This is a genomic window from Streptomyces sp. NBC_00287 (assembly GCF_036173105.1).
GTDB lineage: Bacteria > Actinomycetota > Actinomycetes > Streptomycetales > Streptomycetaceae > Streptomyces.
In genome coordinates this window covers 5,900,754-5,919,999 of sequence record NZ_CP108053.1, presented here as the reverse complement: position 1 = coordinate 5,919,999, position 19,246 = coordinate 5,900,754, and the positions used below count along the sequence as shown (strand labels likewise).

The window sequence follows — 19,246 nt, the reverse complement described above, 5'->3', positions numbered from 1 at the left end:
GCTGCGCCCCCAGACCCCCCTTCGGCCTGCTAAATCAGCCCCTCCGGCGTTTGAGGAGCGGGGGTCCAGGGGGCAGAGCCCCCTGGGCGGGGTCGAAGGGGCGGCAGCCCCTGGAGGATGGGACGGGTAGGGGCGGCGGGGGCGAACAAAACTCGCCGTCACCCCCACCGCGCCGCACGAACACACGAGAGGTTGACCCGACGTGCACGACGATCTCATCGCCCGGGCCAAGGCATGGCTGGCCGAGGACCCCGACACGGACACCCGTGCCGAACTCGCCGAGCTGATCGACGCCAAGGACACCGCAGAGCTCACCGCACGCTTCACCGGCACCCTCCAGTTCGGCACAGCGGGCCTGCGAGGCGAAATCGGCGCCGGCCCCATGCGCATGAACCGCACGGTCGTCATCCGCGCCGCAGCCGGCCTCGCCGCGTACCTGAAGAAGCAGGGCCAGGAGGGCGGACTGGTCGTCATCGGCTACGACGCCCGCCACAAGTCGGAGGACTTCGCCCGCGACACGGCGGCCGTCATGACCGGCGCAGGGCTCCGGGCAGCCGTACTCCCCCGCCCCCTCCCCACCCCCGTCCTCGCGTACGCCATAAGGCACCTCGGCGCGGTCGCCGGCGTAGAGGTCACCGCCAGCCACAACCCGCCCCGCGACAACGGCTACAAGGTCTACCTCGGCGACGGCTCCCAGATCGTGCCCCCGGCCGACGCCGAGATCGCCGCCGAGATCGCCGCCATCGGCTCCCTGACCACCGTCCCCCGCCCCAAGACCGGCTGGGAGACCCTGGACGACCGCGTCCTCGACGCCTACCTCGCCCGCACGGACGCCGTCCTCGCCCAGGACTCCCCGCGCACCGCCCGCACGGTCTACACGGCCATGCACGGCGTCGGCAAGGACGTCCTGCTCGCCGCGTTCGCGAGGGCCGGCTTCCCGGAGCCAGCGCTCGTCGCCGAGCAGGCGGAGCCCGACCCGGACTTCCCCACCGTCGCCTTCCCCAACCCGGAAGAGCCCGGCGCGATGGACTTGGCCTTCGCCAAGGCCCACGAGACGAACCCCGACCTCGTCATCGCCAACGACCCCGACGCCGACCGCTGCGCCGTGGCCGTCAAGGACAACAACGAGTGGCGCATGCTGCGCGGCGACGAGGTAGGCGCCCTGCTCGCCGCCCACCTGGTCCGACGGGGAGCGCGCGGCACCTTCGCCGAATCCATCGTCTCCTCCTCCCTCCTCGGCCGGATCGCCGAGAAGGCGAACCTCCCGTACGAGGAGACCCTCACCGGCTTCAAGTGGATCGCCCGCGTCGACGGCCTGCGCTACGGCTACGAGGAGGCCCTCGGCTACTGCGTCGACCCCGACGGCGTACGCGACAAGGACGGCATCACCGCCGCCCTGCTGATCACCGAACTCGCCTCCGAGCTGAAGGAGCAGGGCCGCACGCTGCTCGACCTGCTCGACGACCTCGCCGTCGAGCACGGGCTGCACGCCACCGACCAGCTCTCGGTCCGTGTCGAGGACCTCTCCGTCATCGCGGACGCCATGCGCCGACTGCGCGAGCAGCCGCCGACCGAGCTGGCGGGCATGGCCATCACCCGCGCCGAGGACCTCACCCAGGGCACGGACAAGCTCCCGCCCACCGACGGCCTGCGCTACGCCCTGGACGGCGCCCGTGTGATCGTCCGCCCGAGCGGCACCGAGCCGAAGCTGAAGTGCTATCTGGAGGTCGTCGTGCCGGTCGCCGACCTCTCCGCCCTCCCGGGGGCCCGCGCCAGGGCCACCGACCTCCTGGAGGCGATCAAGCGGGACCTGTCGGCGGCGGCAGGCATCTGATCCGCAGCAGCAACAACAACCGACGATGGGGTGCCCCGCACGGAGGCACCCCATCGGGTGATTTCGGAGCGGCAGTTGACGCTGGCTGCACGCCCCACCGCACCCTCCGGGCAACCGTGGACCGCCAAGCGCACACCACGTAAGCCCAGAAGCCGCCGCCGTGTCCTCAACCGCCTTCCGGCCGACACCCCGAGAGACCCGCACGCGCTTCCCGCCCCTGCCCTCCTCGCCTACGTCGCCGTAGGCGCCGAGGGCCTGCTGGCCCTGACCCTCTGGGCGCACCGCCAAGCCCGCCGACCCCGAGCACCAACCCCCACGGCCAAAGCACCCGGCCCCGCTCCCGCTCAGCGCTGCCCCACATGGGCCGCAGGGCGCTGCGAGGCGCACACGGCCCTGGCGTGGCCGACCGCGCCGTAACCCCCCGCAACCCCTACAGACCGGCCCGAGTGACGACCAGGACCGCGACCCAGCCGACCGCAAGCACCAACGCCCACGGCCACAGCACCCGGCCCCGCTCCCCCTCGGCACTGTCCCCCGTGGGCCGCAGAGCGGGCTCCGTGCGCAGGGTGTTGAGTTCGGCGGTCAGCCGGTCGTACGGATGCGTCAGCGCGCGCCGCCGCTCCAGCCACTTCCAACCGGGCGCGGCCACGGCCCAGGACTCACCGCCGCGCCAGCGCAGCTTCAGTTCCGTCGACCGGTGACGGGCGGAACGGAAGTCGTCCCAGGGGATGTGGACCACCTTGAACAGGCCGTTGATCCACAGCCCGGCGCGGTCGGCGGTGATCCGCCAGCCCACCTTGACCGGCACCCGAGCCGCCCCGAACAGCCCCAGTACGGCCACCAGGATCTGCTTCCAGAGAGCGGCCCCGGCATCGGTGAACACGGCCCAGCTCAGCCAGACGCCCCACTGCGCCAGCAGCAGCGCAGCCACCCAGTCCAGCCACCCCGCACGCCACCGCAGCACGGGCTGCGGAACCATCGCCACATCGGTCGGCCGCTTCTCGACCACCGGGGCGTCCCACGCCGGCCGGACAGGCCCGACCGACCGCTCCACGAGCGGCGGCTCGCTCTCTTCCTCATCGGCACTGACGATGACGACCTCGGCCCCGTCCCAGGGCACCCCGTAGAGCACGGCCTCGCGCAGGGGCCCGGGCTGGTCGTCCTCGATCAGCTCAAGAAGATCATCGTCGTCAACGTCGTCATCGTCATCATCGTCATCATCGTCATCGGTCTCCTCGCCCTCCTCCTCGGCGGCCGAGGACAGCGCGGAGACGGTGAACAGGGGCCGCAGCGCGGCCACGTCATCGGCGGCGAACACCTGGGTCCGGGCCGCCTCGTCATCGCGCACGAGCACGCGCAGCACGGGCACGGGGGCGGACCGCAACCGAGCGGCGCGGTACCGCCCGAGCCCGGCGGAGACGAGGGCGGTGAGCCCGAGCCCGATCGACAGCCACCCGGCCGAACCGGGGACCTGGACCAACAAACCCCCCAGCATCACCGCGAACAGCCCGACCACACCGAGCCACACACCCCGCCGCAAGGGCACGTCACCGCCCGACACAGCCGCCGTGACACCCCCGGCGGCAGCCAGAGCAACGGCCCGCTGCCGACGCCGAGCACGCAACCGCACCTCAGCAAGCCCCAGGCAGACCCCGGCGAGCAGGACGGCCCCGACCAGGCCCACCCACCCCACCCGCTCCAGGCCAACGGCAACAACAAGCCCCGGCGCCGAAACCCGCACCACCTCGGGCCGCACCCACACCCACAGAACCTGAAGCGGCACCAAGGCCGCGAGATACGGCTCCACCCCGCCGAACCCCAGCGCGAGCACAACCCCCACGACCCCGAGGCCCACAACCTCGTAGTACCGCACCCACCGAGGCGGCGACTCCACGAGCCAACCCCGAGCCGGCTCACCATCCCAGCTCAGACACCCCTCAGGCACAGCAGACTCAGGCAAGGGCCGAGGCAAGGGCGGCCGAACATCAGTAGTCATGGCTGACGAGACAAGCGAACGACCAAGTTGGTTGCAGTACCTGACGAAGGGCGTTGGCGGCATCCCCTGAAGGCCACCGAAGGCGAGCCCTTCAGCCCACCACCAGCAGGACGACCAACAAAACCGCCCCCGCCACCACAGGCCCAACAACCTCATAGGCCCACCGCACAGCAACATCCCCCTGCGCGGACTCCGCCTTCTCCCGAGCCTCCAACAGCTCCCGAAGGTCATCCATCACCTTGTCGGTCTCAGCACGCGCGGGCCCGTCGATCTCACCGCCGCCCCCGAGCCCCCCAAAACCAAGTCCGAGCCCAGCACCCCGTCCGCCCCGGCCGCTCTTCTCGGCCTCCGCCCGAGCGGAGCGCCTGGCCGCCTTCTTCCGAGCCCGCAGCGAAACAGGAATCGCCCACAGCTGATACTTCGCCCCGGTCTTGGCAACGACCTCATTGGAGTACCCGGACCGCAAAGAGGCGACCTGCCCCCAGGGCACCACAACCACCCGGAACGGGTTTCGGACCCGCAGGCGCTCCTCATTGGCAAAGACAGCCGGCCGCAAGGTGAACGCGGCCACCCCCGGCACCACAAGAATCATCGAAGCAAGCGCCAGCCAGGGCGTCCGCCCGTCCCCCTGAATCACCGCATCGATCCCCAGCCAGAGCACAATGCCCAGCAACAAAACGCCGGCCACCATGCCCATGGGCGAGCGATACACCCGGTCCCGAGCAGGCGGAACCGGCGGCTGCGGCACAGATGAGGAGCGCTCCGGGGTCGTCATGCCCCCGATTCTGCCCGACGCAGTCCCCCGTGCTCATTCGCGGCCCCGACTCCAAAGATGAGCACCCGGGGCTGTACAGCCGCTACGCGCGTAGATATGCTCGTCTGGTGACCATGCCCACCAATGCACCCACCGCAGCGCACACCCTCTCGGACGTCACCGCGTCCGACAGCACGCTGCGCCGCTTCCTCCACGGGCTGCCCGGCGTCGACGCGGTCGGCCTGGAGGCGCGCGCCGCGTCCCTCGGTACCCGTTCCATCAAGACGACCGCCAAGGCCTACGCCATCGACCTCGCGATCTCGATGGTCGACCTGACGACGCTGGAAGGCGCGGACACCCCGGGCAAGGTCCGGGCGCTCGGCGCCAAGGCGGTCCACCCGGACCCGACGGACCGTACGACCCCGGCGACGGCCGCGGTCTGCGTCTATCCGGACATGGTGCCGTTCGCCAAGGAGGCCGTCGCCGGCTCCACCGTCAAGGTCGCCTCCGTCGCCACCGCCTTCCCGGCAGGCCGCGCCCCCCTCGCCGTGAAGCTGGCCGACGTGCGCGACGCCGTCTCCGCCGGCGCCGACGAGATCGACATGGTCATCGACCGCGGGGCCTTCCTCGCCGGGAACTACATGAAGGTGTACGACGAGATCGTCGCCGTACGCGAAGCCTGCGGTACGTCCGCCCGCCTCAAGGTCATCTTCGAGACCGGCGAGCTGTCGACGTACGACAACATCCGGCGCGCGAGCTGGCTCGGCATGCTGGCGGGCGCCGACTTCATCAAGACGTCGACCGGCAAGGTGGCGGTGAACGCGACGCCCCCGAACACGCTCCTGATGCTGGAGGCGGTACGGGACTTCCGCGCCGCCACCGGGGTACAGGTCGGCGTGAAGCCGGCCGGCGGCATCCGTACGACCAAGGACGCGATCAAGTTCCTGGTCCTGGTGAACGAGACGGTGGGCGAGGACTGGCTGGACAACCACTGGTTCCGCTTCGGCGCCTCCTCCCTCCTGAACGACCTGCTGATGCAGCGTCAGAAGCTGGCCACCGGCCGCTACTCCGGCCCCGACTACGTGACGGTGGACTGATCACCATGGCATCGGTATTCGAATACGCACCGGCCCCCGAGTCCCGCTCGATCGTCGACATCGCGCCGTCGTACGGCCTGTTCATCGACGGCGAGTTCGTGGAGGCGGCCGACGGCAAGGTCTTCAAGACCGTCTCGCCGTCCAGCGAGGAGGTCCTCTCCGAGGTCGCCCAGGCCGGTTCCGAGGACGTCGACCGCGCGGTGAAGGCCGCCCGCAAGGCGTTCGAGAAGTGGTCGGCGCTGCCCGGCTCCGAGCGCGCCAAGTACCTGTTCCGGATCGCCCGGATCATCCAGGAGCGCAGCCGCGAGCTCGCCGTACTGGAGACCCTGGACAACGGCAAGCCCATCAAGGAGACTCGCGACGCCGACCTCCCCCTGGTCGCCGCGCACTTCTTCTACTACGCGGGCTGGGCCGACAAGCTCGACCACGCCGGCTACGGCGCGAACCCGCGGCCGCTCGGCGTCGCGGGCCAGGTCATCCCCTGGAACTTCCCCCTCCTGATGCTGGCGTGGAAGATCGCCCCGGCGCTCGCGACCGGCAACACGGTCGTCCTCAAGCCCGCCGAGACGACCCCCCTCTCCGCCCTCTTCTTCGCGGACATCTGCCGCCAGGCGGGCCTGCCCAAGGGCGTCGTCAACATCCTTCCGGGCTACGGCGACACGGGCGCGGCCCTGGTGGCCCACCCGGACGTGAACAAGGTGGCCTTCACCGGCTCCACCGCGGTCGGCAAGGAGATCGCGAGGACGGTCGCCGGCAGCCGCAAGAAGCTCACCCTGGAACTGGGCGGCAAGGGCGCCAACATCGTCTTCGACGACGCCCCGATCGACCAGGCCGTCGAGGGCATCGTCAACGGCATCTTCTTCAACCAGGGCCAGGTCTGCTGCGCGGGCAGCCGGCTGCTGGTCCAGGAGTCGATCCAGGACGAGCTCCTCGACTCCCTGAAGCGCCGTCTGTCCACGCTCCGCCTCGGCGACCCGCTGGACAAGAACACCGACATCGGCGCGATCAACTCCGCCGAGCAGCTCTCCCGGATCACCTCGCTCGTCGAGAAGGGCGAGGCGGAGGGCGGCGAGCGCTGGTCCCCGGCCTGCGAACTGCCGTCGTCCGGCTACTGGTTCGCGCCGACGCTCTTCACGAACGTCACCCAGGCGCACACCATTGCCCGCGACGAGATCTTCGGCCCGGTGCTGTCCGTCCTCACCTTCCGCACCCCGGACGAGGCCGTCGCCAAGGCCAACAACAGCCAGTACGGCCTGTCGGCGGGCATCTGGACGGAGAAGGGGTCCCGGATCCTCGCCGTCGCGAGCAAGCTGCGCGCGGGCGTGATCTGGTCCAACACGTTCAACAAGTTCGACCCGACCTCGCCGTTCGGCGGTTACAAGGAGTCGGGCTTCGGCCGCGAGGGCGGCCGCCACGGCCTGGAGGCGTACCTCGATGTCTGACAAGTCCGAGCAGCAGCGTCTGAGCGTCTTCAAGACCTACAAGCTGTACGTGGGCGGGAAGTTCCCGCGTTCCGAGAGCGGCCGGGTGTACGAAGTGACGGACTCGAAGGGCAACTGGCTGGCCAACGCGCCGCTGTCCTCCCGCAAGGACGCCCGTGACGCGGTGGTCGCCGCGCGCAAGGGGTTCGGGGCCTGGTCCGGGGCGACGGCGTACAACCGCGGTCAGATCCTCTACCGCATCGCCGAGATGCTGGAGGGCCGCCGCGAGCAGTTCGTACGTGAAGTGGCCGACGCCGAGGGCCTGTCGAAGTCGAAGGCGGCGGCCCAGGTGGACGCGGCGATCGACCGCTGGGTCTGGTACGCGGGCTGGACCGACAAGATCGCCCAGATCGTGGGCGGCGCAAACCCGGTCGCGGGCCCGTACTTCAACCTCTCCTCCCCCGAACCGACCGGCGTGGTCGTCGTCCTGGCCCCCCAGGAGTCGTCCTTCCTCGGCCTGGTCTCGGTGATCGCCCCGGTGATCGCCACCGGCAACACGGTGATCGTGATCGCGAGCGAGAAGTCCCCGCTCCCGGCCCTCTCCCTCGGCGAGGTCCTGGCCACCTCCGACCTGCCCGGCGGCGTCGTCAACGTCCTCTCGGGCCGTACGGCGGAGATCGCCACCCCGCTGGCCGCACACCAGGACGTCAACGCGATCGACCTCGCGGGCGCCGACGAGGTGCTGGCGAAGGAGCTGGAGATCGCGGCGGCGGACAACCTGAAGCGAGTTCTCCGTCCACAGCCTGTGGATGAAGTCGACTGGTCGGCGACTCCGGGGCTCGACCGCATGACGGCGTTCCTGGAGACGAAGACGGTCTGGCACCCCACCGGGTCGCTGGGCGCGTCCGGCTCCTCGTACTAGAGCCGCCCGAAACCGGAGAGCCGCGCCTCCCCTCCGTCCAGGGGAAGCGCGGCTCTCTGCTGTGCTCAGCCGTTGTTGAGGAGGCTCGCGGCCTGCCCGATCACCGGGATGCTGCCGATCGACTGCGCCTGCGCCACAGGCCCCGTCAGCATCTGGGAGGTCAGGGGCTGAAAGTCGGCGAGTTGGGTGCCGACGCCGTTGTCGAGGGGGTCGACGCCGGTGCCCGCGAGGGGATTGGGCTTGAGGCCCGCGACCGGGCCTGTGACATAGCCGAGGGTGCTGGTGATGCCCTGCAGCCCGGCCTGCGGGTCGATCTTGCCGAGCGAGGTGGGGCGGGTGCGGATCACGTTGTCGAGGACCGGCTCGGCGTCCGCGACTGCCAGCGGCGCGGCGGCGCCCAGGGCAGCGCCGGCGGTCGCGAGGGCGACCAGGACACGCTGGGCGGTGGGGTGGGGGAAGGACGCTTGTCCGGCCATCGGTTCTGCCACCTTCTGACGCACTGGGTAATCAGGTCGACACGAAGGGTAGTTGAGGTGTGACGCGCGCTTCAAAGCCGACCCGCGGAGTCGATGAACGGCAGGTGAATGCCTCATATTTGTATTCCGTGAGTTCCCATCCGCCCATACCGACGCGAGTCGTGCTGCTCTGCGGCCCTTCCGGCTCCGGCAAGTCCCTTCTCGCGGCCCGCTCCGGCCTTCCGGTGCTGCGCCTCGACGACTTCTACAAGGAGGGCGACGACCCGACGCTGCCACTGGTCCTCGGGAGCTCCGACATCGACTGGGACCACCCTCAGTCGTGGGACGCCGACAAGGCCGTAGCGGCGATCGAGCAACTGTGCCGCAGCGGTCGTACGACGATCCCGCTCTACGACATCTCGCTCAGCGCTCGCACCGGCGAGGAGCCCGTGGACATCGGGCGGACCCCGCTGTTCATCGCGGAGGGCATCTTCGCGGCGGAGATCGTCACCCGCTGCCGGGAACTGGGCATTCTGGCCGACGCGCTGTGTCTGAGCCGCGGTCCGGTGAAGACCTTCCGCCGCCGTTTCCTCAGGGATTTGAAGGAGGGCCGTAAGTCCGTGCCCTTCCTGCTGCGCCGCGGCTGGCGTCTGATGCGGGCCGAGCGGTCGATCGTGGCCCGCCAGACCGCGCTGGGCGCGTACGCCTGCGACCGGGACGAGGCGATGGGGCGGCTGGCCGACGCGGCCGCGGGGCGGCACGTACAGGCGAGGACGCCGGCGTAGGCGCCGTACACACAGGAAAGCGGGACTGGACGGACCCCCCGGCCCTCCAGTCCCGCTCCCTTTGGTGCTCCCCCGCTGTTCCCCCGTGGAGTTCTCCCCCGTGTTCCCCCGTGAGTCCCCCTCGGTTACTGCTCCCCCGTTGTTACTGCTCCCCCCGGACCTTCAGGCCACCAGCTCGCCGAAGGCGTCCTCCTCGTCACGGCCGAAGCTGAGGACCTCGTCCTCGCGCAGCCGGCGGAGCGACCGCCAGATGCTGGACTTCACCGTGCCGACACTGATGTCGAGGATGTCCGCGATCTCCGGGTCGGTGCGGCCCTCGTAGTAACGCAGGACCAGCATCGTCCGCTGGAGTTCGGGCAGCCGGGCCAGCGCCTGCCACAGGACCGCGCGCAGTTCGGTGCCGCGCATCGCGTCCGTGTCGCCGGGCGTCTCCGGCAGCTCCTCGGTCGGGTACTCGTTCAGCTTGCGGCGGCGCCACGCGCTGATGTGCAGATTGGTCATCGTCCGCCGCAGGTAACCCCCGACGGCGGCCTTGTCACTGATCCGGTCCCACGCCCGGTACGTCGAGAACAGCGCGCTCTGCAGCAGGTCCTCGGCCTCGAAGCGGTCACCGGTGAGGTGGTAGGCGGTTGCGTACAGGGAGGCGCGGCGCTCCTGGACGTAGGCGGTGAACTCCGCCTCCGACAGTGAACGACGCTCCCCCGTGTCCTCCCTGTACGCGCTTCCCCCGTGTGTTTCCCCCGTGAAACCGTCAACCACCGTCATGTACGCGGTGTGCTGACGCCCGGCGCCGCGAGCGCACCCCCGCCCGCTCACGGCACCGGACTTCTCCGGACCCCGGCCCCCGTTCACGTCGTGCAGACGCGTGACAACTGCGCTGGTGCTTGAGCTGTGCAGCGTGTTCATCTCGCGCCCCCCGTCGTGGACTTCCGGTGTTCGGCTTGCTTCCTTGCTTGTGTCGAAAAGCTTGCCCGGGCCACTTCATGGCCGTGTCCGCCGACTGTCACAGACCTGTCACAGGGGTCCGTCGCAGACGACGCACAGCTCGGTCACGGAGAGCAGCGGTACGGGCACGTACCTGTACAGGTGTCGAAACCCCGCACTGTCATGGGCCAGAATGAGCCCCGTGCCTTCCCTGTTGCTGATCGAGGACGACGACGCCATCCGTACGGCCCTGGAGCTGTCTCTTACGCGCCAGGGTCACCGGGTTGCCACGGCTGCCACCGGTGAGGACGGTCTGAAGCTGCTGCGTGAGCAGCGGCCGGACCTGATCGTGCTGGATGTCATGCTGCCCGGCATCGACGGTTTCGAGGTGTGCCGTCGTATCCGGCGCACCGACCAGCTGCCGATCATCCTGCTCACCGCGCGCAGCGACGACATCGACGTCGTGGTCGGCCTGGAGTCCGGTGCCGACGACTATGTCGTCAAACCCGTGCAGGGGCGGGTGCTCGACGCCCGGATCCGTGCGGTGCTGCGGCGCGGAGAGCGGGAGTCCAACGACGCGGCGGCCTTCGGCAGCCTTGTCATCGACCGTGCGGCGATGACAGTGACGAAGAACGGCGAGGATCTCCAGCTCACGCCGACCGAGCTCAGGCTGCTGCTGGAGCTGAGCCGGCGGCCCGGGCAGGCGCTGTCCCGTCAGCAACTGCTGCGCCTGGTCTGGGAGCACGACTATCTCGGTGACTCGCGGCTGGTGGACGCCTGTGTGCAGCGGCTGCGCGCCAAGGTCGAGGACGTGCCGTCGTCCCCGACGCTGATCCGTACGGTCCGTGGAGTCGGCTACCGGCTGGACGCTCCTCAGTGACACAAGCGCAAGGGGGGTTCCGCGGCTGGTTCGCGGAGCGCAAGGGAGTCTGGTCGCGGCTGCGTTTCACCAGCCTGAGACTGCGTCTTGTGGTCGTCTTCGGCCTGGTGGCGCTGACCGCCGCCGTGTCGGCGTCCGGGATCGCGTACTGGCTCAACCGCGAGGCCGTGCTCACCCGTACCCAGGACGCGGTGCTGCGGGACTTCCAGCAGGAGATGCAGAACCGGGCGGGGGTGCTGCCCGAGCGGCCGACGCAGGACGAACTCCAGCGCACCGCGGGACAGATGGCCAACAGCAGCCAGCGGTTCAGTGTGCTGCTCGTCGCCGAGAACGCCGACGGCACGACCGTCTTCGGCAGTTCCGGCGGTCTGAGCGGCTTCACCCTGGCGGATGTGCCCGAGTCGCTGCGCGAGGCGGTGAACGAGGAGCAGGCGGTCAACTCCAGCAACAAGTACGCGTACCACCTGTACTGGCAGCGGATCGTGGAGGACGACACCCCGTATCTGGTCGCCGGTACGAAGGTGATCGGCGGCGGGCCGACCGGCTACATGCTCAAGTCCCTCGAGCCGGAGGCCAAGGACCTCAACTCCCTCGCCTGGTCACTGGGGATCGCCACGGGCCTCGCCCTGATCGGCTCCGCGCTGCTCGCGCAGGCCGCCGCCACGACCGTACTGAAGCCCGTGCACCGTCTGGGAGTTGCCGCCCGGCGGCTCGGCGAGGGCAAGCTGGACACCCGGCTGAGGGTGTCCGGTACCGATGAACTGGCCGATCTGTCACGGACGTTCAACGACGCGGCCCAGGCGCTGGAGAAGCGGGTCGCCGACATGGCCGCGCGGGAGGATTCGTCCCGGCGGTTCGTCGCGGACATGAGCCATGAACTCCGTACGCCGCTCACCGCGATCACCGCCGTGACGGAGATCCTGGAGGAGGAGCTGGAGGCGGAGTCCGGGTCGATGGACCCGATGATCGAGCCCGCTGTACGGCTCGTCGTCAGCGAGACCCGGCGCCTGAACGACCTGGTCGAGAACCTGATGGAGGTCACCCGCTTCGACGCGGGCACCGCCCGGCTGGTGCTGGACGACGTCGACGTCGCCGACCAGATCACCGCCTGCATCGACGCCCGCGCCTGGCTGGACGCGGTCGACCTGGACGCCGAGCGCGGCATCCACGCCCGGCTCGACCCACGCCGCCTGGACGTCATCCTGGCCAACCTGATCGGCAACGCGCTCAAGCACGGAGGTTCGCCGGTGCGCGTGTCGATCCGCGAGTCGGACGCCGAGGGCGGGGAGGGTGCCGAAGTGGTCATCGCGGTACGGGACCACGGCCCCGGCATCCCCGAGGACGTCCTCCCGCACGTCTTCGACCGCTTCTACAAGGCGAGCGCCTCCCGCCCCCGCTCCGAGGGCAGCGGCCTGGGTCTCTCCATCGCCCTGGAGAACGCCCACATCCACGGCGGCGAGATCACCGCCGCGAACTCCCCCGAAGGCGGCGCCGTGTTCACCTTGCACCTGCCCCGGGACGCCTCGGCGCTGACCGAGGAGGCCGAGGAGAACAAGGGCGCTACCGAGAAGGGGGAGGCGTGATGAACGTACGACGCCTGCTTGCCGTTCCCCTGCTCGCCGGGCTGGTCACCGGGTGCGGTATCCGGGCCACCGAGGTGCCGACCGACTTCGGGCCCGCGCCCTCTCGGGTGCACTGTTCACTCGTCGACCCGGAGATCTCGACGCAGGCCTCGCGCGGGGTGCCCGCCCAGGTGTTCCTGCTGTGCCGCTCCTCGCTGGTGGCCGTCGACCGGACGGTACGGGTTCCGGAGGGCGCCGCGGACTCCCAGCGGCGCGTGCTGGTGGCCCAGGGCCTGCTGAACGAACTGGAGTCGACCCCGTCGGCGGCCGAGCTGGAGGCCGGCTACACGACGGAGGTACGCGGCGACCTGTCCGTCACAGGCCCCCGCGACGACGACCCCGACGACACCCTCCGTCTGAGCACCCCACCCGAGGCCCTGGCCCCGGTGGCCCTCTCCCAGATCGTCTGCACCTTCTCCGACTCGGCAGCGGCGGAGGGAGACGGCTCGGTGATCCTGGGGGGCCCGGACGGGGACTCCCTGCGCCGGTACGAGTGCACGGACGACGTGAGGGCGAGACCGGGTACAGATGAACCACCGTCGACGGAGCTCACGGGGTAGGGGCACGGGGAACTGCGTGGCGCCCGGAACCAACCGCACCGGACTCCGCGTCTAGGGGGTCGTGCAGCGTCAAGGCCACAACGGCGGCGGCAACACCGCATTCCGCATCCGGGTGACAGGGGGCGTCCTCCTGGTCGCCCACCTCACGTTCGTCGCCTGGCTCACGCTGCGTCCCCTGGACGTCCCCTGGGTGATGCCCCCCAACCTGCGCCCCCTGGCCGGTATCGAATCCGACCTCGCACTGGGCTGGCAGGAAGGCCTACGGCGGATCACCGAGGGACTCGCCCTGCTCGCACCGCTCGGCGTACTGCTGCCCGCGGTGCACGGCAGGATCGCCGTATCCCCGCTGGCGTCACTGGTGCGTACGGTCGCCGCGGGCATCCTGATCTCGCTCGGCATCGAACTGCTGCAGACCGGTGTGCCGGGCCAGGTCGTGGATGTCGACTCGGTGCTGCTGAACACGACGGGCGTGGCCCTGGCGCACACAGCGGTGGTACCGGCGGCCCGCCACTGGCTGCGCCGCAGGACAGAGCGCGCCCGCCGCACCACGACGACCCTGAAGGAGGAGGCTCCTCAGGGTAGGACCCCGACGATTCCCAGGGTCGGGATCGCACCGTAGAGCGACGCTTTGCACCCTTCGTCTCCGTAGCGTTGTAGGCAGATGAGGCAGCCAAGGGAAGCCGCCTCCGACCGACGCTCACGAAGGAGCCGCAATGTCTCGCCTCGCCCGACCCACCAACGGCCGCATGATCGGCGGAGTGTGCGCCGCGCTGGCGCGACGCTTCGGCACCTCCGCGACCACGATGCGTGTGATCTTCCTGCTGTCCTGTCTGCTGCCGGGCCCGCAGTTCCTGCTCTACATAGCGCTCTGGATCTTCCTGCCCTCCGAGGACAAGGCGCGCACCGCCTGGTGACCGGCTGACATGCATACGCCGATGGGGCGCACCCCGTGTCCAAGGGGTGCGCCCCATCGGCGCGTTCGGGAGGGGTCAGCCGAGCGGCAGGCCGTTCACACCGGTGCCGCTGCCGCCGGGCAGGACCTTGCCGACCGGAAGGCCGCCGAGGAGCCCCGCGACGGGCTTGGTCGGGCCCTCGGCGAGCAGCTTCTCGGCGAGCGGCTGGACGGCGGACACGCTCGTACCGACCGCGGTCTGCCCCTGGGCCAGGGCCTCACCGGCACCGGGCAGCGCCTTGGAGACGTTCTCCGCGGGGAGCGTCCGGGTCACCGTGTCCAGCGCCGAACCGGCGTCCGGCACGGCCGGGGCAGCGTTCGCGGCGCCCGCACCGGCGGCGGCGAAGGCGGCACCGAGGGCGGCGACACCGAGGGTCTTGGCAGCAGACTGCTTCATTGAATGCGTCCTCGAAATGGATGACGGGGATGTGAGCGGTCCACGACCGTAAACACGACGCGGCACCCGCCGCAAACATCGAAATGCGGACGGATTGTGAACACCCGCCCGCATTTCGCGTCCCGAAATCCCGCCGATCAGCCTTCTTCGGCCACAGAACCGCTGGTGGAGGCGGTTTGCTGGAACAGCCACTCGGATTTCAGCTCGGCGTAACCAGGCTTGACGACGTCATTGATCATGGCGAGTCGTTCATCGAAAGGAATGAACGCTGATTTCATCGCATTGACGGAGAACCACTGCATGTCGTCGAGCGTGTAACCGAATGCGTCGACAAGGTGCTCGAATTCCTGGCTCATGCTGGTATGCGACATCAGCCGGTTGTCGGTGTTCACGGTGGCCCGGAAGTGCAGTCGGCGCAGCAGCCCGATCGGGTGCTCGGCGTAGGAGGTGGCGGCGCCGGTCTGGAGGTTGGAGCTGGGGCACATCTCCAGCGGGATGCGCTTGTCGCGGACGTAGGAGGCGAGCCGGCCGAGGTGGACGGTGCCGTCGTCCTTGACCTCGATGTCGTCGATGATGCGCACGCCGTGCCCGAGCCGGTCGGCGCCGCACCACTGGAGGGCCTGCCAGATGGACGGCAGCCCGAAGGCCTCACCGGCGTGGATGGTGAAGTGGTTGTTCTCGCGCTTCAGATACTCGAAGGCGTCGAGGTGCCGGGTGGGCGGGTACCCGGCCTCGGCACCGGCGATGTCGAAGCCGACGACGCCCAAGTCGCGGTAGCGGTTGGCGAGTTCGGCGATCTCCAGGGCGCGGGCGGCGTGCCGCATGGCGGTGAGCAGGGCGCCGACGCGGATGCGGTGGCCGCTCTCCCGGGCGAGCCGCTCGCCTTCCCGGAAACCTTCGTTGACGGCCTCGACGACCTCTTCCAGGCTGAGCCCGCCCTCCAGGTGCTGCTCGGGCGCGTACCGCACCTCCGCGTAGACGACGCCGTCCTCGGCGAGGTCCTCGGCGCACTCGCGCGCGACCCGCACCAGGGCGTCCCGGGTCTGCATCACGCCGACGGTGTGGGAGAAGGTCTCCAGATACCGCTCCAGCGAGCCGGAGTCGGCGGATTCACGGAACCAGACGCCGAGCTTGTCCGGATCGGTCTCGGGGAGCTGGGAGTACCCGCTGTCGCGGGCGAGTTCGACGATGGTCCCGGGGCGCAGGCCGCCGTCGAGATGGTCGTGCAGCAGAACCTTGGGCGCCCGGCGGATCTGCTCCGGCGTCGGGGTGTTCGCGATGGTCTGGCTCGTCATTTCCGCACTCTAACTCCTACGCGCGTAGAGCGCCTGTTGGACGTTTCCGTCGATACGTAATGGTGACCGCACGGCCTAGTGGCGTACACCCATGCTTCTGACACTGTTCTGTCATGGCACAGCAAGCGACGCCGGTTCGCACGGCCCGGCTGGGGAGAGCGCTCGGCCCGGAACCGACGACGGTGAGCGGGGTCGTGCTGCTGCTCCCCGGAGGTGACGAGACGTCACATCGCCGCCCTTCTCCGATGTTGGCGGCGGCCTCGGTCCGCGCTCTCGGGCGCCGTCTCGCTCGCGCGGCGCGCGACGAGGGGCTTGCCGCGCACGCCGTCCACTACCGCTGGCGCGGCTGGAACGGCTCCGAGGCAAATCTGGCGCGGGACGCCAACTGGGCGGTGGAGGAAGCGGTACGGCGCTACGGCGATGTTCCCGTGTGCCTCGCCGGGTTCGACATGGGCGGGCGGGCCGCGCTCAGGGCGGGTGGGCACGAAGCCGTCAACTCCGTACTCGCGATCGCTCCTTGGTTGCCGGAGGACGATGTCGCCGCGCCGCCCGAACCGGTGAAACAGCTCGCCGGTCGGCATGTGCTGATCGTGCACGGCACGAATGATCAGCGGACGGATCCGGAGTTGTCGTTTCGGCTGGCGGCTCGGGCGAAGAAGTCGAACCGGCTTGTGTGCCGGTTCGAAGTGCACTCCGACGGACACGGATTGCATCAGCATCGGGATGAAGTGCTGGCGCTGGCCGAGGACTTCGTGATGGGGGCGTTGTTCGGGCGGGCGTTTGCTCGGCCGGTGGAGGATGCGTTTGCGGCTCCGCCTCCCTTGGGACTTCGGATGCCGTTGGCTGCGGGGTTCGGGCGGTCTTTGCGGCGGTAGAGCTCGGGTCCGCCTCGCGCCCCTACGTGGGGAGCAGGTTCCCCCTCTTCGACAACAGGAACTTCTTGAAGGCTGCCACCGGCGGAGTGTCCGGGTGGCCGTCCAGCCAGGCCACGCCGATTTCTCGTACCGCTCGTGGGGCCGTGACCGTCAGCTCCACGACCCCGGGGCGGGGTACCGCGGGCGGCGGGAGGAGCGCGACCCCGAGGCCCGCGGCGACGAGCCCCCTCAGCGTCTCGGCCTCCTCGCCCTCGAAGGCGATGCGCGGCTTGAAGCCGGCCTCTCTGCACAGGTCGTCGGTGATGCGGCGGAGGCCGTAGCCGGGTTCCAGGGTTACGAAGGTTTCGTCGGCGGCCTCGGCCAGCCGGATGCGGCGGCGGGCGGCGAGGCGGTGGTCGGCGGGGACGACCAGGCGCAGTTTCTGTTCGTCGAGGCGGCGGGCGACCAGGTCGGGGGCGTCCGGGACCGGGGAGGTGAGGCAGAGGTCCAGCTCGCCCGCGCGCAGGCGCTCGATCATCGCCTCGCCGTAGTTCTGCACCAGGCTGAAGCGGACGCGAGGATGGTCGGCGCGGAAGGCGCTGATGAGGCCGGGGACCGTCTCCCAGCCCATGGTGTGCAGAAAGCCGAAGGCCACCTTGCCGGTGGCGAGGTCGGCGTCCGCGCGGACCTCGTCGGCGGCGCGCTCGACCTCGGCGAGGGCGCGTTCGACGGAGGCCAGGAAGGTGCGGCCGGCCGGTGTGAGGGAGACGGTGCGGCCGCGGCGGGCGAACAGGTCGACGCCCAGGTCCTGTTCGAGGCGGACCATGGCACGCGAGAGGGTCGACTGGGGGACCTGCATCTCCTGCGCGGCGCGCGTGACGTGCTCGGTGCGGGCGACGCCGGCGAAGTAGGCGAGCCGTGGGGCCAGCAGCATCGACATCTCCGTCATGTCTTCTGTGTCACTGGACGGTGACAGTCGCGGCTGTGACCTCTGCTGATGCTTCATAGGAACGATTATGGCGATTCCATGCATTGGACGGATGAGGCGTGGCTCTTTAGGTTCGAAGCATGTCTCCCGCCAGTACCGGGGCGTCCACCATCGTGGGCGCCGCCTCGTCCGTCCCTGTCTCCGACTCCCGTTTGACCCCGGGCGGCCCCGGCTACCGCCGGATGAGCTTCGCCCTCTTCCTTGCCGGCGTGGCGACCTTCGCCCTTCTGTACTCCACCCAGGCCCTGCTGCCGCTGATCTCCGGGGAGTTCGGGGTGGCGGCGAGCGAGGCGAGCTGGACGGTGGCAGCGGCGACCGGCGGTCTGGCGCTGTTCGTCCTTCCGATGAGCGCGCTGTCGGAGCGTTTCGGCCGTCGTACGGTCATGACGGCGTCGCTGGCGGTCGCGGTGACGGTCGGTCTGCTGGTCCCCTTCGCTCCTTCGCTGACCTGGCTGGTCGTGCTGCGGGCGGTACAGGGCGCGGCGCTGGCGGGTCTGCCGGCGTCGGCGACGGCGTATCTCGCGGAGGAGGTCCGTCCGAAGGCGCTGATCACGGCGATCGGTCTGTTCGTCGCGGGTAACAGCGTGGGCGGGATGAGCGGCCGGGTGATCACCGGTTGGGTCGCGCAGGAGTGGGGCTGGCGGGTGGCCGTCGGGGTGATCGGCGCGCTGGCGGTGGCCTGTGCGGTGGCGTTCCGGCTGCTGCTGCCCGCGCCGAAGCACTTCGTGGCGGGGTCCCTGCGCCCGCGTGTCCTGGCCCGCACGGTCCGCGACCATCTGTCCGACCCGCTGCTGCGTCGCCTCTACGCGATCGGCGCGCTGTTCATGACGGTGTTCGGCGGGGTGTACACGGTGATCGGCTACCGCCTGACGGAGGCGCCGTTCGGGCTGCCGCAGGGCATCGTCGGATCGATCTTCCTGGTGTACCTGGTGGGCACGGTGTCGGCGTCGACGGCGGGCCGTCTGGTGGGGCGCCTGGGTCGCCGGGGTGCGCTGTACGCGGCGGGCGGTACGACGGCGGCGGGCCTGCTGCTGTCGCTGGCCGACTCGCTGGCGCTGGTGCTGCTGGGTCTGGTGCTGATCACGGGCGGGTTCTTCGCGGGGCATGCGGTGGCATCGTCGGCGGTCAGCAAGACGGCGACGCGGGGGCGGGCGCAGGCGGCTGCGCTGTATCAGTCGGCGTATTACATCGGGTCCAGTGCGGGGAGCACGGTGGGCGCGATGGCGTTCCACGGGGGTGGCTGGGCCGGAACCGTCGGGGTCGGTCTGCTGGCGGTGGCCGGCGTCGTGACGATCACCGTGCTCGGGACGCGGGCGGCTCGGTTGCAGCGGCAGCGCCTGGCGACGGCGGCCTGATCTTTCTCGCCCCCGCCGCCCCTACCCGTCCCATCCCAGGGGGCTCTGCCCCCTGGACCCCCGCTCCTCAAACGCCGGAGGGGCTGACTTTTAGCCCGTCCGGCGTTTGAGGACGAGGCCCCTTCAGGGCCGAAAGGGGGGTCTGGGGGCGCAGC

General features: G+C 70.2%; 19 protein-coding genes. 12 read left to right on the top strand and 7 right to left on the bottom strand.

The window, feature by feature from the left end; all coding sequences use genetic code 11:
* Positions 1 to 202: 202 nt before the first annotated feature.
* A complete protein-coding gene (locus OHT76_RS27100; protein WP_328873457.1) occupies positions 203 to 1,834 on the top strand; it encodes a phospho-sugar mutase in 1,632 nt (543 codons plus the stop codon).
* A gap of 430 nt (positions 1,835 to 2,264) precedes the next feature.
* Here OHT76_RS27100 and OHT76_RS27095 read toward each other — a convergent pair whose 3' ends face one another.
* A complete protein-coding gene (locus tag OHT76_RS27095) occupies positions 2,265 to 3,728 on the bottom strand; it encodes a hypothetical protein (protein WP_328873456.1) in 1,464 nt (487 codons plus the stop codon).
* Between the two features lie 193 nt (positions 3,729 to 3,921).
* A complete protein-coding gene (locus OHT76_RS27090; protein WP_328873455.1) occupies positions 3,922 to 4,605 on the bottom strand; it encodes a PH domain-containing protein in 684 nt (227 codons plus the stop codon).
* Positions 4,606 to 4,718: 113 nt separating this feature from the next.
* Between OHT76_RS27090 and deoC the strand changes: the two genes are divergently transcribed.
* The 3 genes from deoC to OHT76_RS27075 are packed head-to-tail and all read left to right on the top strand — an operon-like array spanning position 4,719 to position 8,024.
* Complete coding sequence (deoC, locus tag OHT76_RS27085) at positions 4,719 to 5,681, top strand: deoxyribose-phosphate aldolase (RefSeq protein WP_328876629.1); 963 nt, start codon at positions 4,719 to 4,721, stop codon at positions 5,679 to 5,681.
* A gap of 5 nt (positions 5,682 to 5,686) precedes the next feature.
* Positions 5,687 to 7,123 carry an aldehyde dehydrogenase family protein gene (locus OHT76_RS27080; protein WP_328873454.1) on the top strand — a complete coding sequence of 479 codons (1,437 nt, stop codon included), beginning with the start codon at positions 5,687 to 5,689 and terminating at the stop codon, positions 7,121 to 7,123.
* Positions 7,116 to 8,024, top strand: a complete 909-nt coding sequence (locus OHT76_RS27075) for an aldehyde dehydrogenase family protein (protein WP_328873453.1) — start codon at positions 7,116 to 7,118, stop codon at positions 8,022 to 8,024. Before OHT76_RS27080 ends, OHT76_RS27075 begins: the two co-directional genes overlap by 8 nt.
* Positions 8,025 to 8,089: 65 nt before the next feature.
* Here OHT76_RS27075 and OHT76_RS27070 read toward each other — a convergent pair whose 3' ends face one another.
* The gene (locus OHT76_RS27070) at positions 8,090 to 8,500 is read right to left on the bottom strand and encodes a hypothetical protein (RefSeq protein WP_328873452.1); all 411 of its coding nucleotides are present in this window, start codon (positions 8,498 to 8,500) and stop codon (positions 8,090 to 8,092) included.
* Between the two features lie 119 nt (positions 8,501 to 8,619).
* On the opposite strand from OHT76_RS27070, the gene OHT76_RS27065 reads away from it, so the two are divergent.
* Positions 8,620 to 9,264 (top strand): uridine kinase family protein, encoded by a 645-nt coding sequence (locus tag OHT76_RS27065; protein ID WP_443049839.1) that lies wholly within the window; start codon positions 8,620 to 8,622, stop codon positions 9,262 to 9,264.
* Between the two features lie 162 nt (positions 9,265 to 9,426).
* Here OHT76_RS27065 and OHT76_RS27060 read toward each other — a convergent pair whose 3' ends face one another.
* Complete coding sequence (locus OHT76_RS27060; RefSeq protein ID WP_328873450.1) at positions 9,427 to 10,170, bottom strand: SigE family RNA polymerase sigma factor; 744 nt, start codon at positions 10,168 to 10,170, stop codon at positions 9,427 to 9,429.
* A gap of 220 nt (positions 10,171 to 10,390) precedes the next feature.
* Here OHT76_RS27060 and afsQ1 point away from each other — a divergent pair, with 220 nt between their 5' ends.
* The 5 genes from afsQ1 to OHT76_RS27035 all read left to right on the top strand — a co-directional run bounded on the left by afsQ1 (position 10,391) and on the right by OHT76_RS27035 (position 14,164).
* Positions 10,391 to 11,068 carry a two-component system response regulator AfsQ1 gene (afsQ1, locus tag OHT76_RS27055; RefSeq protein ID WP_041819431.1) on the top strand — a complete coding sequence of 226 codons (678 nt, stop codon included), beginning with the start codon at positions 10,391 to 10,393 and terminating at the stop codon, positions 11,066 to 11,068.
* The gene (locus OHT76_RS27050) at positions 11,065 to 12,651 is read left to right on the top strand and encodes a HAMP domain-containing sensor histidine kinase (protein ID WP_328873449.1); all 1,587 of its coding nucleotides are present in this window, start codon (positions 11,065 to 11,067) and stop codon (positions 12,649 to 12,651) included. Before afsQ1 ends, OHT76_RS27050 begins: the two co-directional genes overlap by 4 nt.
* On the top strand, positions 12,651 to 13,250 hold the full coding sequence (locus tag OHT76_RS27045) for a hypothetical protein (RefSeq protein WP_328873448.1): 600 nt from the start codon (positions 12,651 to 12,653) through the stop codon (positions 13,248 to 13,250). The genes OHT76_RS27050 and OHT76_RS27045 overlap by 1 nt, the downstream gene beginning before the upstream one ends.
* A gap of 61 nt (positions 13,251 to 13,311) precedes the next feature.
* On the top strand, positions 13,312 to 13,869 hold the full coding sequence (locus OHT76_RS27040; RefSeq protein WP_328873447.1) for a VanZ family protein: 558 nt from the start codon (positions 13,312 to 13,314) through the stop codon (positions 13,867 to 13,869).
* A gap of 94 nt (positions 13,870 to 13,963) precedes the next feature.
* On the top strand, positions 13,964 to 14,164 hold the full coding sequence (locus tag OHT76_RS27035) for a PspC domain-containing protein (protein ID WP_315886882.1): 201 nt from the start codon (positions 13,964 to 13,966) through the stop codon (positions 14,162 to 14,164).
* A gap of 75 nt (positions 14,165 to 14,239) precedes the next feature.
* Here OHT76_RS27035 and OHT76_RS27030 read toward each other — a convergent pair whose 3' ends face one another.
* Complete coding sequence (locus OHT76_RS27030) at positions 14,240 to 14,599, bottom strand: ATP-binding protein (protein ID WP_328873446.1); 360 nt, start codon at positions 14,597 to 14,599, stop codon at positions 14,240 to 14,242.
* Between the two features lie 137 nt (positions 14,600 to 14,736).
* Entirely contained in the window at positions 14,737 to 15,894 is a 1,158-nt protein-coding gene (locus OHT76_RS27025; protein ID WP_328873445.1) for an adenosine deaminase, read from the bottom strand.
* A gap of 113 nt (positions 15,895 to 16,007) precedes the next feature.
* Between OHT76_RS27025 and OHT76_RS27020 the strand changes: the two genes are divergently transcribed.
* Positions 16,008 to 16,769 carry an alpha/beta hydrolase gene (locus tag OHT76_RS27020; protein WP_328873444.1) on the top strand — a complete coding sequence of 254 codons (762 nt, stop codon included), beginning with the start codon at positions 16,008 to 16,010 and terminating at the stop codon, positions 16,767 to 16,769.
* Positions 16,770 to 16,791: 22 nt separating this feature from the next.
* Here the strand turns inward: OHT76_RS27020 and OHT76_RS27015 are convergent, their stop codons facing one another.
* Positions 16,792 to 17,754, bottom strand: coding sequence for a LysR family transcriptional regulator (locus OHT76_RS27015; RefSeq protein WP_328873443.1), 963 nt, complete (start codon positions 17,752 to 17,754; stop codon positions 16,792 to 16,794).
* Between the two features lie 62 nt (positions 17,755 to 17,816).
* Between OHT76_RS27015 and OHT76_RS27010 the strand changes: the two genes are divergently transcribed.
* Positions 17,817 to 19,091, top strand: a complete 1,275-nt coding sequence (locus OHT76_RS27010; RefSeq protein WP_328873442.1) for an MFS transporter — start codon at positions 17,817 to 17,819, stop codon at positions 19,089 to 19,091.
* Positions 19,092 to 19,246 lie beyond the last annotated feature (155 nt).